The 14,788-nt window shown below is 66.8% G+C and carries 15 protein-coding genes; 11 read left to right on the forward strand and 4 right to left on the reverse strand.

What is annotated here, in order from left to right; genetic code table 11:
* Positions 1-92 precede the first annotated feature (92 nt).
* The gene (gene lptE / locus N1F91_RS21520; protein WP_289995325.1) at positions 93-686 is read right to left on the reverse strand and encodes an LPS assembly lipoprotein LptE; all 594 of its coding nucleotides are present in this window, start codon (positions 684-686) and stop codon (positions 93-95) included.
* Complete coding sequence (leuS, locus tag N1F91_RS21525) at positions 673-3,318, reverse strand: leucine--tRNA ligase (RefSeq protein ID WP_289995326.1); 2,646 nt, start codon at positions 3,316-3,318, stop codon at positions 673-675. Before leuS ends, lptE begins: the two co-directional genes overlap by 14 nt.
* Before the next feature lie 277 nt (positions 3,319-3,595).
* Between leuS and N1F91_RS21530 the strand changes: the two genes are divergently transcribed.
* From N1F91_RS21530 to N1F91_RS21540, 3 genes are all read left to right on the forward strand, one after another.
* Positions 3,596-4,258: a YggS family pyridoxal phosphate-dependent enzyme gene (locus tag N1F91_RS21530; protein WP_289995327.1), complete on the forward strand. Its 663-nt coding sequence runs from the start codon at positions 3,596-3,598 to the stop codon at positions 4,256-4,258.
* 83 nt (positions 4,259-4,341) lie between these two features.
* Positions 4,342-4,596, forward strand: coding sequence for a type II toxin-antitoxin system prevent-host-death family antitoxin (locus N1F91_RS21535; RefSeq protein WP_289995328.1), 255 nt, complete (start codon positions 4,342-4,344; stop codon positions 4,594-4,596).
* A gap of 3 nt (positions 4,597-4,599) precedes the next feature.
* Complete coding sequence (locus N1F91_RS21540) at positions 4,600-5,001, forward strand: type II toxin-antitoxin system VapC family toxin (RefSeq protein ID WP_289995329.1); 402 nt, start codon at positions 4,600-4,602, stop codon at positions 4,999-5,001.
* Between the two features lie 4 nt (positions 5,002-5,005).
* On the opposite strand, the gene N1F91_RS21545 is transcribed toward N1F91_RS21540, so the two are convergent.
* A complete protein-coding gene (locus tag N1F91_RS21545; protein WP_289995331.1) occupies positions 5,006-5,278 on the reverse strand; it encodes an usg protein in 273 nt (90 codons plus the stop codon).
* A 316-nt stretch (positions 5,279-5,594) separates the two neighbouring features.
* On the opposite strand from N1F91_RS21545, the gene acs reads away from it, so the two are divergent.
* Complete coding sequence (acs, locus tag N1F91_RS21550; RefSeq protein WP_289995333.1) at positions 5,595-7,550, forward strand: acetate--CoA ligase; 1,956 nt, start codon at positions 5,595-5,597, stop codon at positions 7,548-7,550.
* A gap of 185 nt (positions 7,551-7,735) precedes the next feature.
* Here acs and N1F91_RS21555 read toward each other — a convergent pair whose 3' ends face one another.
* On the reverse strand, positions 7,736-7,921 hold the full coding sequence (locus tag N1F91_RS21555) for an excalibur calcium-binding domain-containing protein (protein ID WP_289995334.1): 186 nt from the start codon (positions 7,919-7,921) through the stop codon (positions 7,736-7,738).
* A 531-nt stretch (positions 7,922-8,452) separates the two neighbouring features.
* Here N1F91_RS21555 and N1F91_RS21560 point away from each other — a divergent pair.
* The 7 genes from N1F91_RS21560 (at position 8,453) to N1F91_RS21590 (ending at position 14,775) form a co-directional block, all read left to right on the forward strand.
* Positions 8,453-9,250, forward strand: coding sequence for a transporter substrate-binding domain-containing protein (locus tag N1F91_RS21560; protein ID WP_289995335.1), 798 nt, complete (start codon positions 8,453-8,455; stop codon positions 9,248-9,250).
* A gap of 52 nt (positions 9,251-9,302) precedes the next feature.
* A complete protein-coding gene (locus N1F91_RS21565; protein ID WP_289995336.1) occupies positions 9,303-10,118 on the forward strand; it encodes an amino acid ABC transporter permease in 816 nt (271 codons plus the stop codon).
* A 10-nt stretch (positions 10,119-10,128) separates the two neighbouring features.
* Positions 10,129-10,755 (forward strand): class I SAM-dependent methyltransferase, encoded by a 627-nt coding sequence (locus N1F91_RS21570; RefSeq protein ID WP_289995337.1) that lies wholly within the window; start codon positions 10,129-10,131, stop codon positions 10,753-10,755.
* A 135-nt stretch (positions 10,756-10,890) separates the two neighbouring features.
* The gene (locus N1F91_RS21575; RefSeq protein ID WP_289995338.1) at positions 10,891-11,184 is read left to right on the forward strand and encodes an antibiotic biosynthesis monooxygenase; all 294 of its coding nucleotides are present in this window, start codon (positions 10,891-10,893) and stop codon (positions 11,182-11,184) included.
* A gap of 58 nt (positions 11,185-11,242) precedes the next feature.
* Complete coding sequence (locus tag N1F91_RS21580) at positions 11,243-11,788, forward strand: MgtC/SapB family protein (RefSeq protein WP_289995339.1); 546 nt, start codon at positions 11,243-11,245, stop codon at positions 11,786-11,788.
* Positions 11,789-12,017: 229 nt separating this feature from the next.
* Positions 12,018-13,427: a 3-isopropylmalate dehydratase large subunit gene (gene leuC / locus N1F91_RS21585; RefSeq protein WP_289995340.1), complete on the forward strand. Its 1,410-nt coding sequence runs from the start codon at positions 12,018-12,020 to the stop codon at positions 13,425-13,427.
* Between the two features lie 166 nt (positions 13,428-13,593).
* On the forward strand, positions 13,594-14,775 hold the full coding sequence (locus N1F91_RS21590) for a GGDEF domain-containing protein (protein WP_289995342.1): 1,182 nt from the start codon (positions 13,594-13,596) through the stop codon (positions 14,773-14,775).
* Positions 14,776-14,788 lie beyond the last annotated feature (13 nt).

Genomic DNA, 14,788 nt, shown 5'->3' on the forward strand with positions numbered 1-14,788 from the left:
GCGTCCTGTCTTGACTAAATCTGTGACGCAAGAATGACGACGGCCGATTCAACGCCGCGAAAGCGAACGCGTTCCGCTACAGCGACATCCTTTCAGAGTCGGGCCAGGTCCTGCATCACGGCGAGTTGCAGGAAGGCGGCGAGTTCGCGCGCGGCGCGGTTCTCTGCATCGCGCTCCGCCCGCGCTTCGGCGAACAGTTGCACGGGGCGATCGAAGGTGGCGGTCGCGCTGCGCGTGCCGGTGGCGACGATCTCGGTGGTGACCGGATCGACGAGCCTGTAGGTTCCGGTGAGGCGCACCGCCCCGGCGGAGGGCTCGTTGTCGTCGTTGCTGCGCTGCACGGTCGCGGTCTCGGTGGTTCTCTGCAGCACCTCCAGCTCCATCAGGTAGCGCGGCGAAGCGGGCTGGCCGGCACCGCCGTTGAAGCCGAAGATCAGGTGGTTGCGCACTTCCTGGGCCGGGCGCAACGCCACTTCCAGGCCGGCGGCCGTGCGCGGCACGGCTTCCTTGACGGCGATCGAAGCAACCCGGGCCGAGGGTTCCCCCGGCGCGATGGAAGCGGTGGCGCCGCCGTAGAGCGGCTGTACCGTGCAGGCCGACACCGCCAGCGCGGAAGCCACGGCAAGTGCGGCCGCCACCCTGCGGAACATGCTCGAGGTCGAGACGACCGGATCAGATGACGACATTGACGATCCTCTGCGGCACGACGATCACCTTGCGCGGGGCCTTCCCCTCCAGCGCCTTCTGGACGACGTCCAGAGCAAGCGCGGCGGCTTCGACGGCAGATTGGTCCGCGTCGCGGGCAATTGTCAAATCCGCTCGCTTCTTTCCGTTGATCTGGACCGGCAGCACGATCTCGTTGTCGACCGTGAGCGCGGGATCGTAGGCCGGCCAGGACCGCTCGGCTACCATGCCGGACCCGCCGAGCGCAGCCCAGCATTCCTCGGCCAGATGCGGCATCATCGGCGAAATGATGGTGACGAACATTTCCAGCGCCTCGCGCACGGCGCCCTTCAGCGCCGCGTCGGCCTTGCCCTCGGCCACCGCGGTCAGCGGCGCCTGCAATTCGTTGACCAGCTTGTGCACGCGGGCGACGGCGTTGTTGAAGCCGAGCCGGCCGATGTTCTCGCCCACCTGCATGACCGTGCGGTGCGCCGCGCGCGACACGGCCCCGGCCTCGCCCTCGGTGGCGGTCGCGGGTGCCACGCCCGCGAGCTCCGGAGCCGCCTCGCCGACAAGGCGCCAGATGCGCTGGACGAAGCGGTGCGAGCCCTCGACGCCGGCCTCCGTCCAGATCACGTCGCGGTCGGGCGGGGAGTCCGACAGCATGAACCAGCGCGCGGTATCGGCGCCGTATGAGGCGATGATGTCGTCGGGGTCGACCACGTTCTTCTTCGACTTCGACATCTTCTCGATCGGGCCGATCTCGACCTCCTCGCCGGACGTGAGGAGCAGCGCGCGGCGCTTGCCCTCCGCCTCCTCCAGCCGGACCTCGGCGGGGGTGACGTAGGTGCCGTTGCCGCCGCTGCCGAGGCGGTAGGTCTCGTGCACGACCATGCCCTGCGTGAACAGGCCCTCGAAAGGCTCCTCGACGGCGTTGAGATGGCCGGTCGCCTTCATCGCCCGGGCGAAGAAGCGCGAGTAGAGCAGGTGCAGGATCGCGTGCTCGATGCCGCCGATATACTGGTTGACCGGCAGCCAGCCGTTCGGCCCGTCGACATGGGCGAGCGTCGTCGGCGCCTGCTCGTTCCAGGGATCGGTGAAGCGGGCGTAGTACCAGGACGAATCGACGAAGGTGTCCATCGTGTCGGTGTCGCGGCGGGCATCGCCGCCGCAGGACGGGCACTTGACGTGCTTCCACGTCGGGTGATGGTCGAGCGGGTTGCCCGGCTTGTCGAAGGTGACGTCGGAGGGCAGCACCACCGGCAGCTGGCCGGCCGGCACCGGCACCGCGCCGCAGGCGTCGCAGTGGATGACCGGAATCGGGCAGCCCCAGTAGCGCTGGCGCGAGATCAGCCAGTCGCGCAGGCGGAACTGCACCTTGCGCTCGGCCATCGGCCGGTTGCCGATGGTGATCGCCTCCAGCCGCGAAGCGACGTCCTCGAAAGCGGCCTTCGGCTTCAGTCCGTCGAGGAAGCGCGAGTTGATCATCACGCCGTCGTCGACATAGGCCTCGTCGATGATCTGGAAGGTCGCGGCGTCGGCATCCTCCGGCATCACCACCGGCACGACCGGCAGGCCGTACTTGTTGGCGAAGTCGAGGTCGCGCTGGTCTCCCGACGGGCAGCCGAAGATGGCGCCCGTGCCGTAGTCCATCAGGACGAAGTTGGCGACGTAGACCGGCAGCGTCCAGCTCTCGTCGAACGGGTGGACGACGCGGATGCCGGTGTCCATGCCCCGCTTCTCGGCGGTCTCCAGTTCGGCGGCCGAGGTGCCGCGGTGGCGCACCTCCTCGACGAAGGCGGCCAGCGCCGGGTTCTTCTCCGCCGCCTTCCTCGCCAGCGGGTGGTCGGCGGCGATCGCCATGAACGAGGCGCCGAACAGTGTGTCGGGACGGGTCGTGTAGACCTCGAGCTCGGTCTCGCCTTCCGGCGCGGTGGCTTCGGCCAGCGGCCAGCGGATCAAGAGGCCCTCGGATCGGCCGATCCAGTTGGCCTGCATCAGCTTGACCTTGTCGGGCCAGCGCTCGAGCGTATCCAGACCGTCGAGCAGGTCCTGGCTCATCGAGGTGATCTTGAAGAACCACTGCGTCAGGTCGCGCTGCTCGACCGGCGCGCCGGAGCGCCAGCCGCGCCCATCGATCACCTGCTCGTTGGCGAGCACGGTCATGTCGACCGGATCCCAGTTGACCTTGGCCGACTTGCGCTCGACGAGACCCGACTGCCAGAAGTCGAGGAACATCTTCTGCTGGTGGCGATAGTAGGACTGGTCGCAGGTCGCGAATTCGCGGTCCCAGTCGAGCGACAGGCCCATGGTCTTGAGCTGGCCCTTCATCGTCTCGATGTTGGCATAGGTCCAGTCGCGCGGGTTGACCTTGTTGTCGCGCGCGGCGTTTTCCGCCGGCAGGCCGAAGGCGTCCCAGCCCATCGGGTGCAGCACGTTGCAGCCCATGGCCCGCTTGTAGCGCGCCACCACGTCGCCCATCGTGTAGTTGCGCACGTGGCCCATGTGAATGCGGCCCGACGGATAGGGGAACATCTCGAGCACGTAGTATTTCGGCCGCGGATCGTCGTTCCTGGTCCGGAACAGCCCCGCTTCGTCCCAGGCCTTCCGCCAGCGCGGCTCCGCCACGCGGGCATTGTATCGTTCGGTTGCCATGGCCGTGAATTCGCTCGATAAGGTGCGCAAAATGTCGGGCGGACCTTCACCACGGATCGCCCACAGAATCAACAAGAGACAGCCAGTCAGCGGAGCATTCGGCTTTGGAAGCCAGGTCACGAACGCACCAGAGCCGTCATCCTCGGGCTTGTCCCGAGGGTCTGCCGGTGTTGCGGAACGATCGCCGGCGCGACACGACGGTACGGCTCCAGACCCGTCACTCGCAGCGGATTCGCGGGACAAGCTCGCGAATGGCGGCGTCGCGGGAGATGGACCGATGACCGATATCCTGATCAATCTTGAAAACGTCCTGCGCCGCATCGCCGCCGCCGAGGCGGAGGCCGGGCGGGAAACCGGAGCCGTCACGCTCGTCGCGGTGTCGAAGACCTTCGACGCCGACGAGATCCGCCCCGTCATCGAGGCCGGCCAGCGCGTCTTCGGTGAGAATCGGGTCCAGGAGGCGCAGGGCAAGTGGCCGGCGCTGAAGGCCGAATGGCCCGACCTCGAACTGCACCTCATCGGACCGCTCCAGTCGAACAAGGCGAAGGAGGCGGTGGCGCTGTTCGACGTGATCGAGACCGTCGACCGCGAGAAGATCGCCGCCGAACTGGCCAAGGAGATGGCGCGACAGGGCAAGGCGCCTCGGCTCTACGTGCAGGTCAACACCGGGCTGGAGGAGCAGAAGGCCGGCATTGACCCGCGCGAGGCGGTGGCCTTCGTGGAACGCTGCCGAACCGTCCACGGTCTGGCGATCGAAGGTCTGATGGCGATCCCGCCCGCCGACGAGAATCCCGGTCCCCACTTCGCGCTGCTTGAAAAGCTGGCGCGCGAGGCGGGGGTTGAGAAGCTCTCGATGGGCATGTCCGGCGATTTCGAGATCGCCATCGCCTTCGGCGCGACGAGCGTGCGCGTTGGCAGCGCGATCTTCGGGGGGCGGTGAGGCTTGCGCCGATCGACTCGGTATTGTCGGCCGCCGTGCCACTCGCTACATCTCCAGAGTGACGAGCCAGCCAGGAGGCGGTCGTGAATTGGCATCTTCAGGACGCGAAAGACAAACTTCCCGAACTCATAGAAAAAGCCATTCACGAGGGACCGCAGACGGTCAGCGTGAACGGCAAGAGTGCTGCCGTCGTACTGTCGATCGAAGAGTTCGAGATGCTGGCCGCGAGAACGCCATCTTTGGGAGAGTTCCTGCTCAGCGGGCCGACATGGGACGATGCGTTCGTCGAAGACGTCAATCGACGCAGCACGCTTCCTCGACGCGATATCGATCTCTGATCCGTGTTCCTCCTCGATACCAACGTCGTTTCGGCTGCGCGCAAGCACGATCCTATCGTAGCTCGCTGGATTGCTCATCAGGCGCGGCATTCACTGTGGCTGAGCGTGGTGACCATCGGCGAGATCACCAGTGGGATCGTGAGGAAGGAACGCCGCGACCCTGCCGCGGCCCAGCACCTGTCGGCATGGCTGACGAGGCTGCGGCACGGCTACGCCAGTCGTATCCTCGACGTAGACGAGCGAATTGCAGAGGAGTGGGGGCGTATCGACGCCATCCGCACGAGAAGCATGGCGGACGGGCTGATCGCCGCGACCGCTCACGTGCACCAAAAGGTGGTCGTTACGCGCAATGTCGCCGACTTCGCGGATACGGGTGTTCCGGTCGTCAATCCCTGGAGCGTCTAGCCCCTCAATGCAGCACGAACTCCCCGTTCACGTTGCGCCACTCGTTCGGCGCGACCAGGCGGCGGTGGGTGTAGCTGATCGAGTGCAGCGGACCCTCGAGCTTCTCCCGCCAGAACTCGATGAAGCCGATCAGCGCCGGGAACTTCGGCGCCAGGTCGTAGTCCTGCCAGATGTAGGTCTGCAGCAGATGCGGGTGATCGGGCATGTGGTAGAGGATCTGGGCCGTCGTCAGGCCGTAGCCCGACAGCATCAGTTCCATTTCAGAAGCGTCACGCATGGCAATCCTTCCGTTGTCGAACTCTCCTCACCGGGGAAATTGTGCGCCGCAATGCTTAATCGTCTATTGAAGTTTCCGTGATCGACAGATAGATAAGCCTGCGGATTCAATATGTTAGCAGCAAAGCCGGCGGCTGCTGACAATCCTCGCTCGAAACGAGCCGTCCGCCCCGCACGTCGCCGCATGCAACCAATCCAAGGTCTAATGTTGTCGCGCGGGGCGAATTGATAATAATGCGCGCGACACGCCGCCTTCGAAGCGGCACCGGCCACCCATCGGGTCCGGCCGGCATTCCGCAGCCGGGAGGGGAGAACGCATGTCCGAGATCGTCCACAAGGTCCAGCCGGCCTGGGAGAAGAACGCGCTCATCGACGACGCCACCTACCAGAAGTGGTACAAGGAGAGCGTGAAGAACCCGGAGAAATTCTGGGACAGGCACGGCAAGCGCATCGACTGGTTCAAGCCCTACACCAAGGTCAAGAACACGAAGTTCGACGGCAAGGTCTCGATCAAGTGGTACGAGGACGGCCAGACCAACGTCTCCACCAACTGCATCGACCGTCACCTGAAGAAGCGCGGCGACCAGGTGGCGATCATCTGGGAAGGCGACAATCCCTACGACGACAGGAAGATCACGTACCGCCAGCTCTACGAGCACGTCTGCCGGCTGGCCAACGTGATGAAGGCGAACGGCGTCAGGAAGGGCGACCGCGTCACCATCTACATGCCGATGATCCCGGAGGCGGCCTATGCCATGCTCGCCTGCGCGCGCATCGGTGCGATCCACTCGATCGTCTTCGGCGGCTTCTCGCCCGACGCGCTGGCCGGCCGCATCGTCGACTGCCAGTCGACCTTCGTGATCACGGCCGACGAGGGTCTGCGCGGCGGAAAGACCATTCCGTTGAAGGAAAACACCGACAAGGCGATCCAGATCGCCGGGCGCGACGGCGTCGTGGTGAAGAAGGTGGTCGTGGTACGCCGCACCGCCGGGAAGATCAGCTGGTTCGACGGCCGCGACATCTGGTACCACGAGGCGACCGCCGCCGCGAAGCCGGACTGCAAGGCCGAGAAGATGAAGGCGGAAGACCCGCTGTTCATCCTCTACACCTCGGGGTCCACCGGCAAGCCGAAGGGCGTTCTGCACACCACCGCCGGCTACCTCGTCTATGCCTCGATGACGCATCAATACGTCTTCGACTACCGCGAGGGGGACATCTACTGGTGCACGGCCGACGTCGGCTGGGTGACCGGCCACTCCTACATCGTCTACGGACCGCTGGCGAACGGCGCCACAACGCTGATGTTCGAGGGCGTGCCGAACTTCCCGAGCGTCTCGCGTTTCTGGGAGGTCGTCGACAAGCACCAGGTCAACATCTTCTACACCGCCCCCACCGCCATCCGCTCGCTGATGGGCGCCGGCGACGCCGCGGTGACGAAGACCTCGCGCAAGTCGCTGCGCGTGCTGGGTTCGGTCGGCGAGCCGATCAACCCCGAAGCCTGGGAATGGTACTACAACGTCGTCGGCGAGAAGCGCTGCCCGATCGTCGACACCTGGTGGCAGACCGAGACCGGCGGCATCCTGATCACGCCGCTGCCGGGTGCCACGAACCTGAAGCCCGGCTCCGCCACCCGCCCCTTCTTCGGCATCCAGCCGCAGCTGGTCGACAACGAGGGGAACGTGCTGGAAGGGGCAGCCGACGGCAATCTCTGCATCACCGACAGCTGGCCCGGCCAGATGCGCACGGTCTACGGCGACCACGAGCGCTTCATCCAGACCTATTTCTCGACCTACAAGGGCAAGTACTTCACCGGCGACGGCTGTCGCCGCGACACCGACGGCTACTACTGGATCACCGGCCGCGTCGACGACGTCATCAACGTCTCCGGCCACCGCATGGGCACCGCCGAGGTGGAGTCGGCTCTCGTCAGCCACGACAAGGTCTCGGAAGCGGCCGTCGTCGGCTATCCGCACGACCTCAAGGGCCAGGGCATCTACTGCTACGTGACGCTGATGGCGGGCGTCGAGCCGTCCGACGACCTGCGCAAGGAACTCGTCGCCCATGTCCGCCGCGAGATCGGCCCGATCGCCTCGCCCGACAAGATCCAGTTCTCGCCCGGCCTGCCCAAGACCCGCTCCGGCAAGATCATGCGCCGCATCCTGCGCAAGATCGCCGAGGACGATTTCGGCGCGCTGGGCGACACCTCGACGCTGGCCGATCCGGGCGTCGTCGACGACCTGATCGAGAAGCGGCAGAACAAGAAGAAGGGGTGAGGGTGTCCGCGGAATAGCGCGTGGGACGAGCGGCTTAGGCCAGGCGATCCACGTCATCGATCTGCGGATTGTAGCGAGCGCCTGCACTCTACGTCGCGCCCCTCTGGACTGCCGGCCAGAGGAGGCGCGACGGAGCGCGAAGGCCTTGCGACCGAAGCAGCAGGCGATCGCTTGCCAGCGACCGCTCAGCAGCCGATCTCGGCGCGGATCGCGTCCACCTGCTGCTTCGTCCGGCAGACATTCTCGCACGGAATACCGTCGCCATCGCCGTCGGCACGGCTGTAGCCGCCGCACCAGAGCCGCACCGCCTCCTCGCAGGTCGACACCTGCTTGCAGCTGCGCGCGGCAACGGGCGTCGAGAGCGGCTGCATGTCATCAACTCCGCTCGCCGCGGGAAGTGCCAGGGCCGAGGTCGACCAGAGCGGCACGATAAGCGCAGCGGCGATGACAATTCGCGAACGTCGAACAATTTCAGATTGTATAATCATAGCCTAATTCTACCAAAGATGTATCGCGCCTGAAACCCGGCGGCGAAAGACCTGTCCCGCCCCTTGCCATCACCGCTTTCGCACCCCACACTCCTTCCCGTGTCCAACCAACTGAAAGGAGGTGATCCAATGTCGAGTGGTTTCGTTTTCCAGAGCATGGCTCCGGCGGATTGCCTTTTCGGGAAGCAGCCTTCCTGACGAAGCGCATGACGCGCGGCCGGTGACGGACGTCATCGCCACGAGCCGCGCCACGGACGGAAACACGGGGGCCGCCTTCATCGGGCGGCCCTTTTCCTTGTCAGCGAGCCGGCTCGCCCTGACGCCCGCGCTCCCGTCTTGCAAGCCCCGCCGCGCCCGCTACAGTCGGCTTTCGAGCGGCGTGGCGCCGCGATCGATCCCGACAGGAGACGCAATATGACCGGCTTCAAGACCTTCCTGTGCGCCGCGCTCGGCGCCGTCGCCGCCGCCTTCGCCGCACAGGCCCAGACCCTGCCCGACCTCGGCGGACGCGAAGTCGTCGTCGTCACCGAGAACGCCTACCCGCCGCTGCAGTTCGTCGACCCGAAGACCGGCGAGCAGATCGGCTGGGAATACGACGCCATGAACGAACTGGGATCGCGGCTCAACTTCAAGCCGGTCTACCAGAACACCTCCTGGGACGCGATGATCCAGGCCGTCTCCGATGGCCAGTACGACATCGGCATGACCGGCATCACCATCCGCGACGACCGCAAGGAGAAGGTCGATTTCTCCGACGCCTACATGCGCTCCGAGATGTTCATGCTGGTGCGCGGCGACGAGACGCGTTTCACCGATCCGGCCGGATTCAAGGCGCTCGAAGGCGGCCTCATCGGCGCCCAGCCGGGGACGACGCCCTTCTACGTCGCCGTCTACGACGTGCTCGACGGCAACGAGGCCAACGAGCAGATCAAGCTGTTCGAGACCTTCGGCGCCACCGTGCAGGCGCTGCGGGCCGGCGACGTCGACCTGGTGCTGACCGACGGCACGGCGGGCATGGGCTATGTCGAGGCCTCCGGCGGCGCCCTGAAGCTCGTCGGCCAGGCGCTCGGCACCGAGGATTTCGGCTTCATCTTCCCGAAGGGGTCCGACCTCGTGGCGCCGATCAATGCCGGCATCGCGGCGCTGAAGGCCGACGGCACGCTCGACACGCTGAACAAGAAATGGTTCCTCGACTACAAGATGGGGCAGTGACGGCCGCGACGCGGCCCGGTTCGGCAAAGGCACCGGCCGGGCGACACCGGACATGAGCGCTGCGCCGACCCGCGATTCCGGCGGCGACTTCCCCTGGTGGCTCGTCGCCGCGGGGCTGATCGCTGCCGCCGCCGCCATCGGCATCGCGTCGAGCGATCTCTACCTGCAGGTGCTGCGCATCGTCGCCAGGGGCATCGGCATCACGATTGCCGTCACCGTGGTCGCCTTCGCGCTGGCCTCCGCACTGGGCCTCGGCATCGCGCTGATGGCGCTGTCGGGATCGCGGGTGCTCCGGCAGGCGGCGCGCTTCTACGTCGAGATCATCCGCGGCGTTCCGATCCTGGTGCTGCTGTTCTGGATCGCCTTCGCCGGGGCGCCGGCGCTGGTGGCGGCCTGGAACGTGGTCGCCGCCCCGCTGCATGCCGCGGGCATCGGCGAGCCGCTCATGGTGCGCGACCTGTCGCTGCTCTGGCGGGCCGTCATCGCGCTGACCATCGCCTATTCCGCCTTCATCGCCGAGATCTTCCGTGCCGGCCTCCAGTCGGTCGACATCGGCCAGATCGAAGCGGCGAAGGCGCTCGGACTGAGCCGCTACCGGCGTTTCCGCCACGTGGTCGGCCCGCAGGCGTTCCGCACCATCCTGCCGCCCTACGGCAACGACTTCGTGGCGATGGTGAAGGACTCGTCGCTCGTTTCGGTCCTCGGCGTCGCCGACATCACCCAGATGGGCAAGATCTACGCCTCCGGCTCCTTCCGCTTCTTCGAGACCTATTCCATCGTCGCCTACATCTACCTGATCCTCACCGTCGGCCTGTCTCTGGCCCTGCGGGCGCTGGAACAGCGGATGCGGCGGAACTCACGGACCTGAAGGAAACGGCATGCCGGAGCTACCCCCCCTCGAACGCGTCTACGCGGCCACCACGCCCGAGGAACTCGCCGATGCCTACGCGGCCTGGGCTGCGGGCTACGACCGCGAGACCGCCGAACTCGGCTACTGCCTGCCCTTCCTGATCCCCGGCTGGCTGGCGCGGCACCTGAAGCCGGGCGCAGGCCCGGTGCTCGATGCCGGCTGCGGCACCGGCCTCACCGGCCCATGCCTGAAGGCGCTCGGCTACGACGACGTCGAGGGCCTCGACATGTCGCCCGACATGCTGGCCATCGCGCAGAGCCGCGACGCCTATCGCGTGCTGGAGCGCGGCACGCTCGGCGGGCCGCTGCCGTGGCCCGACGACCATTTTGCCGGCTTCGTCTCGGCCGGCGTGTTCACCGCGGGCCACGCGCCCGCAGCCGGCCTGCACGAACTCGTGCGCATCACGCGTCCGGGCGGCTTTGCGGTGTTCACGGTGCGTGACGTCCTGCTCGACACTGCCGGTTTCCGCGCCACGTTCGATGCGCTGCGTGCAGCCGGCCGCTGGCGTTCGGTGGAGGAGAGCCCACCGTTCCGCGCCTTCGCCATCGCCGAACCCGAGGTGCTGGTGCAGAGCTTCGTCTTCGAGGTGCTTTAGCCGGCGATCCGGGCATTCGCGGGAGGATGCCGGGGACGCCTGCCGGAGGCATTTCGCATCGGGTCGGACGCGAGGGATTTCCCCGGCGCCGCCGGCGTGCATGATGAACGGGGAACGGAGACCGCGGGAGAACCCATGATCACCTTGACTGCCATCATCCGCTGCAGGCCGGGAACGGAGGACCGCGTCCGCGCCGCGCTTGCCGCGGTCGGCGACTTCGCTGCGGCAAACGAGCCTGGCACCATCTCCTTCTACGTCACCGAGGGCGAGGATGGTTGCGTCTTCGTCACTCACGAGCGCTTCGCCGATCGCACCGCGATGGAAGCGCACAATGCCGGCACAGGCTCGAAGGGCTTCTTCGCGGCCACCGACGGCCTGCTCGACGGCGTCGAGGTGGTGATCGGCCGCGAGACGTTCCCGCCCGCCTGACCGCGCCGGAACCCGCGATGCATCCCGGCGTTCCTCGCGATGGTTTCCGGGGAGACGCATGGAACAATTGCTTGAGGACATCGGGCATCACACGCACATCCCGTTTTCGGTGATTGCCGGACGGCTGGCGCTGGCGACCACGCTCGGTGCGGTGGTGGGCTTCGAGCGCGAGTGGCGTCAGCGTCCGGCCGGTCTGCGGACGCACATTCTCGTCTGCCTCGCCGCCGCGCTCGTCGCGATCCTCACCATCGAGATCGCCCACGTCTCCTATTTCGAGGGCGACCGGATGCGTCTCGATCCGCTCCGCGCCATCGAGGCGGTCACCTCCGGCATCGCCTTCCTTGCCGCCGGGCTGATCGTCTTCGCCAGGGGCGAGGTGCACGGCCTCACCACCGGCGCCGGCATGTGGCTGGCGGGCGCCATCGGCCTGTCCTGCGGCCTCGGCTTCTGGGGCATCGCCGCCTTCGCCACGGTGCTGGCGGTCATCGTGCTGTCCTTGCTGCGCATCGTCGAGCGCAAGCTGTCGCTGAAGGCGAAGCGGGAACGCGAGGCGCTGGCAGGGGCAGGAGAGACCGGGCCGGCCGATGGCCCCGCGCGGCCCTGAACGTCGAAACAGCCCGATTGCCGGGTTCGCGAAACCTTGCTATTGAGCCGGCCATGGAAGCACTTTTCGGCGACCCGGCCTACAAACGGTTCGTCCTGCAGGATCGCAAGCGCCTGCCGGCGCGCTTTTTCGCGCGCATTTCCGGATCCCTGAACGGACGGCTCGGCGCCTGATGCGCCACCGGGCCAGCGGCCCGCCAGCCTTTACGCATCAAACGGAAGCCACACCCATGACCGCACCCCGTACTCTCTACGACAAGATCTTCGACGACCACGTCGTCGACCGCCAAGACGACGGCACCTGCCTGCTCTACATCGACCGTCACCTCGTCCACGAGGTGACGAGCCCGCAGGCCTTCGAGGGCCTGCGCATGGCCGCCCGCAAGGTGCGCCATCCGGAGAAGACGCTCGCCGTTGTCGACCACAACGTGCCGACCTCGCCGGATCGCAAGCTCGGCATCAAGAACGAGGAAAGCCGCATCCAGGTCGAGGCGCTGGCGCAGAACGCCGCCGATTTCGGCATCGAATACTACGACGCCGCCGACCTCAGGCAGGGCATCGTCCACATCATCGGCCCGGAGCAGGGCTTCACGCTCCCCGGCATGACGATCGTCTGCGGCGACAGCCACACCTCCACCCACGGCGCCTTCGGCGCGCTGGCGCACGGCATCGGCACGTCGGAGGTCGAGCACGTGCTCGCCACCCAGACGCTGATCCAGAAGAAGGCCAAGAACATGCTGGTGCGCGTCGACGGGCAGTTGCCCGAAGGCGTCACCGCCAAGGATATCATCCTGGCCATCATCGGCGAGATCGGCACCGCCGGGGGCACCGGCTACGTCATCGAATATGCCGGCGAGGCGATCCGCGCGCTGTCGATGGAAGGCCGCATGACGATCTGCAACATGTCGATCGAGGGCGGCGCCCGCGCCGGCCTGATCGCGCCCGACGAGACCACCTATGCCTACATCAAGGGCCGCCCGAAGGCCCCGACCGGCCAGGCCTGGGACATGGCGATGGCCTACTGGGAGACGCTGAAATCGGACGAGGGCGCGCATTTCGACAAGGTCATCGTGCTCGACGCCGCCAAGCTGCCGCCCATCGTCACCTGGGGCTCCTCGCCCGAGGACGTGGTTTCCATCACCGGCGTCGTGCCGAACCCGGACGACATCGCCGACGAGAACAAGCGCAACTCCAAGCGCCGCGCGCTCGAATACATGGGCCTGACGCCCGGCACCAAGATGATGGACGTCGAGATCGACCGCGTCTTCATCGGCTCCTGCACCAACGGCCGCATCGAGGACCTGCGCGCCGCCGCCAAGGTGGCGGAAGGCCGCAAGGTGCATCCGCGCGTCGACGCCATGATCGTTCCGGGCTCGGGCCTCGTGAAGGCGCAGGCCGAGGCGGAAGGCCTCGACCGCATCTTCAAGGAGGCCGGCTTCGACTGGCGCGAGCCGGGCTGCTCGATGTGCCTGGCCATGAACGACGACCGCCTGAAGCCCGGCGAACGCTGCGCATCCACCTCGAACCGCAATTTCGAGGGCCGCCAGGGCTTCAAGGGCCGCACCCATCTGGTCTCCCCCGCGATGGCCGCGGCAGCCGCGATCGAAGGCCGCTTCGTCGACATCCGCGAGTGGAAGTAGCGCAAAGGCGCAGCGTCGGGACCACCCGACGCCGCGCCTTGCCCCTCTCCCAGAAAGCCGGCTGGAAAGTCCGACCGAAGAGACGATTCCCGACGCCGGCTTAACCTCTTTTTCGCATCGATGCTGTAAGCCGCATCGACAATCGGAAGAGGCCGGACAAGCGGGCGTGACTGGATACATCCTGGCAATCAACCTGGTGGTGGCTGGCCTCTTCGCCGGCGCATTCGCCTGGCTTGCGACCTACGCAAAAGCGCAGGCCGCCGCGCGCTGGATCGCCGCGGCCTATCTGCTCGGCTCCGTCAGCTTCGTCGTCGAATGGCTTGTGCCGGCGTTCGACCGGCCGCGCTTCCTCGTCTTCGGCGCTTTCGCCACCTCGCTGGCGGGACTGGCCCTGCTCGGCCTCGGCATCGCGCGCCAGTACGGTCACCGGCTGCCGGTCCGCCTCTTCGGCACCGTCTTGTTGTGCTGCTTTGCGCTCAACCTGGCGATCTTCGACATGCCGCGCCAGTCGGTGCTGCGGATGATCCTGTATCAGGCGCCATACGCCCTGATCCTGGCGCTGGTCGCCCGCCAGGTGTTCCTGGTCGGCGAGCGCAGACGCATCGACACGCTGCTCGGCTGGCTGCTCGTCGCCTCGTCGGCGCACTTCCTGTCCAAGCCCGCCCTGGCCTGGACCTTCGGCAGCGGCGCGACGCCGCAGGATTACATCCACACCATCTACGGCGTGATCTCCCAGTCGATGGGCGCGATGATCATGGTGGGCTTCGGCCTGATGATGTTCGCCGTCCTGGTGAGCGACATCCTGGCCGACGCGACGACCAAGTCGGAGACGGATCCGCTGACGGGACTGCTGAACCGGCGCGGTTTCGAGGCGCGGGCGCGGCTCGCCGGTCCGCTCGTCGGCCGGTCCGGCGTTCCCACATCGATCGTCATCTGCGATCTCGATCACTTCAAGGCCATCAACGACACCTTCGGCCATGCCGCCGGAGACAGGGTCATCGCCGCTTTCGCAGCCCATCTTTCGGCGGCACTCGGCGACAACCATGTCGCCGGGCGCATCGGCGGAGAGGAATTCGCGGTGATCCTTCCCGGCGCCAACGCCGCAGCAGCCCGGCTCTTCGCCGAGGCGATCCGCGCAGCACTCGCCGATGCCGCCATCGAGGGACTGCCGACGGGCGTCCGCCCGACAGCGAGTTTCGGCGTCGCCGAACTGCGCATCGAAGACACCATGTCGAGCATGCTGAAGCGCGCCGACCATGCGCTCTATCGAGCGAAGGGCGACGGACGCGACTGCGTCCGGGTGGCGCCACAGAGGACGGTCCTGTCGATGGCGCGAGCCGCAGGATGAGCCGGAACGGCTG

The sequence above is a fragment of the Aquibium sp. ELW1220 genome (assembly GCF_030398385.1).
Classification (GTDB): domain Bacteria; phylum Pseudomonadota; class Alphaproteobacteria; order Rhizobiales; family Rhizobiaceae; genus Aquibium.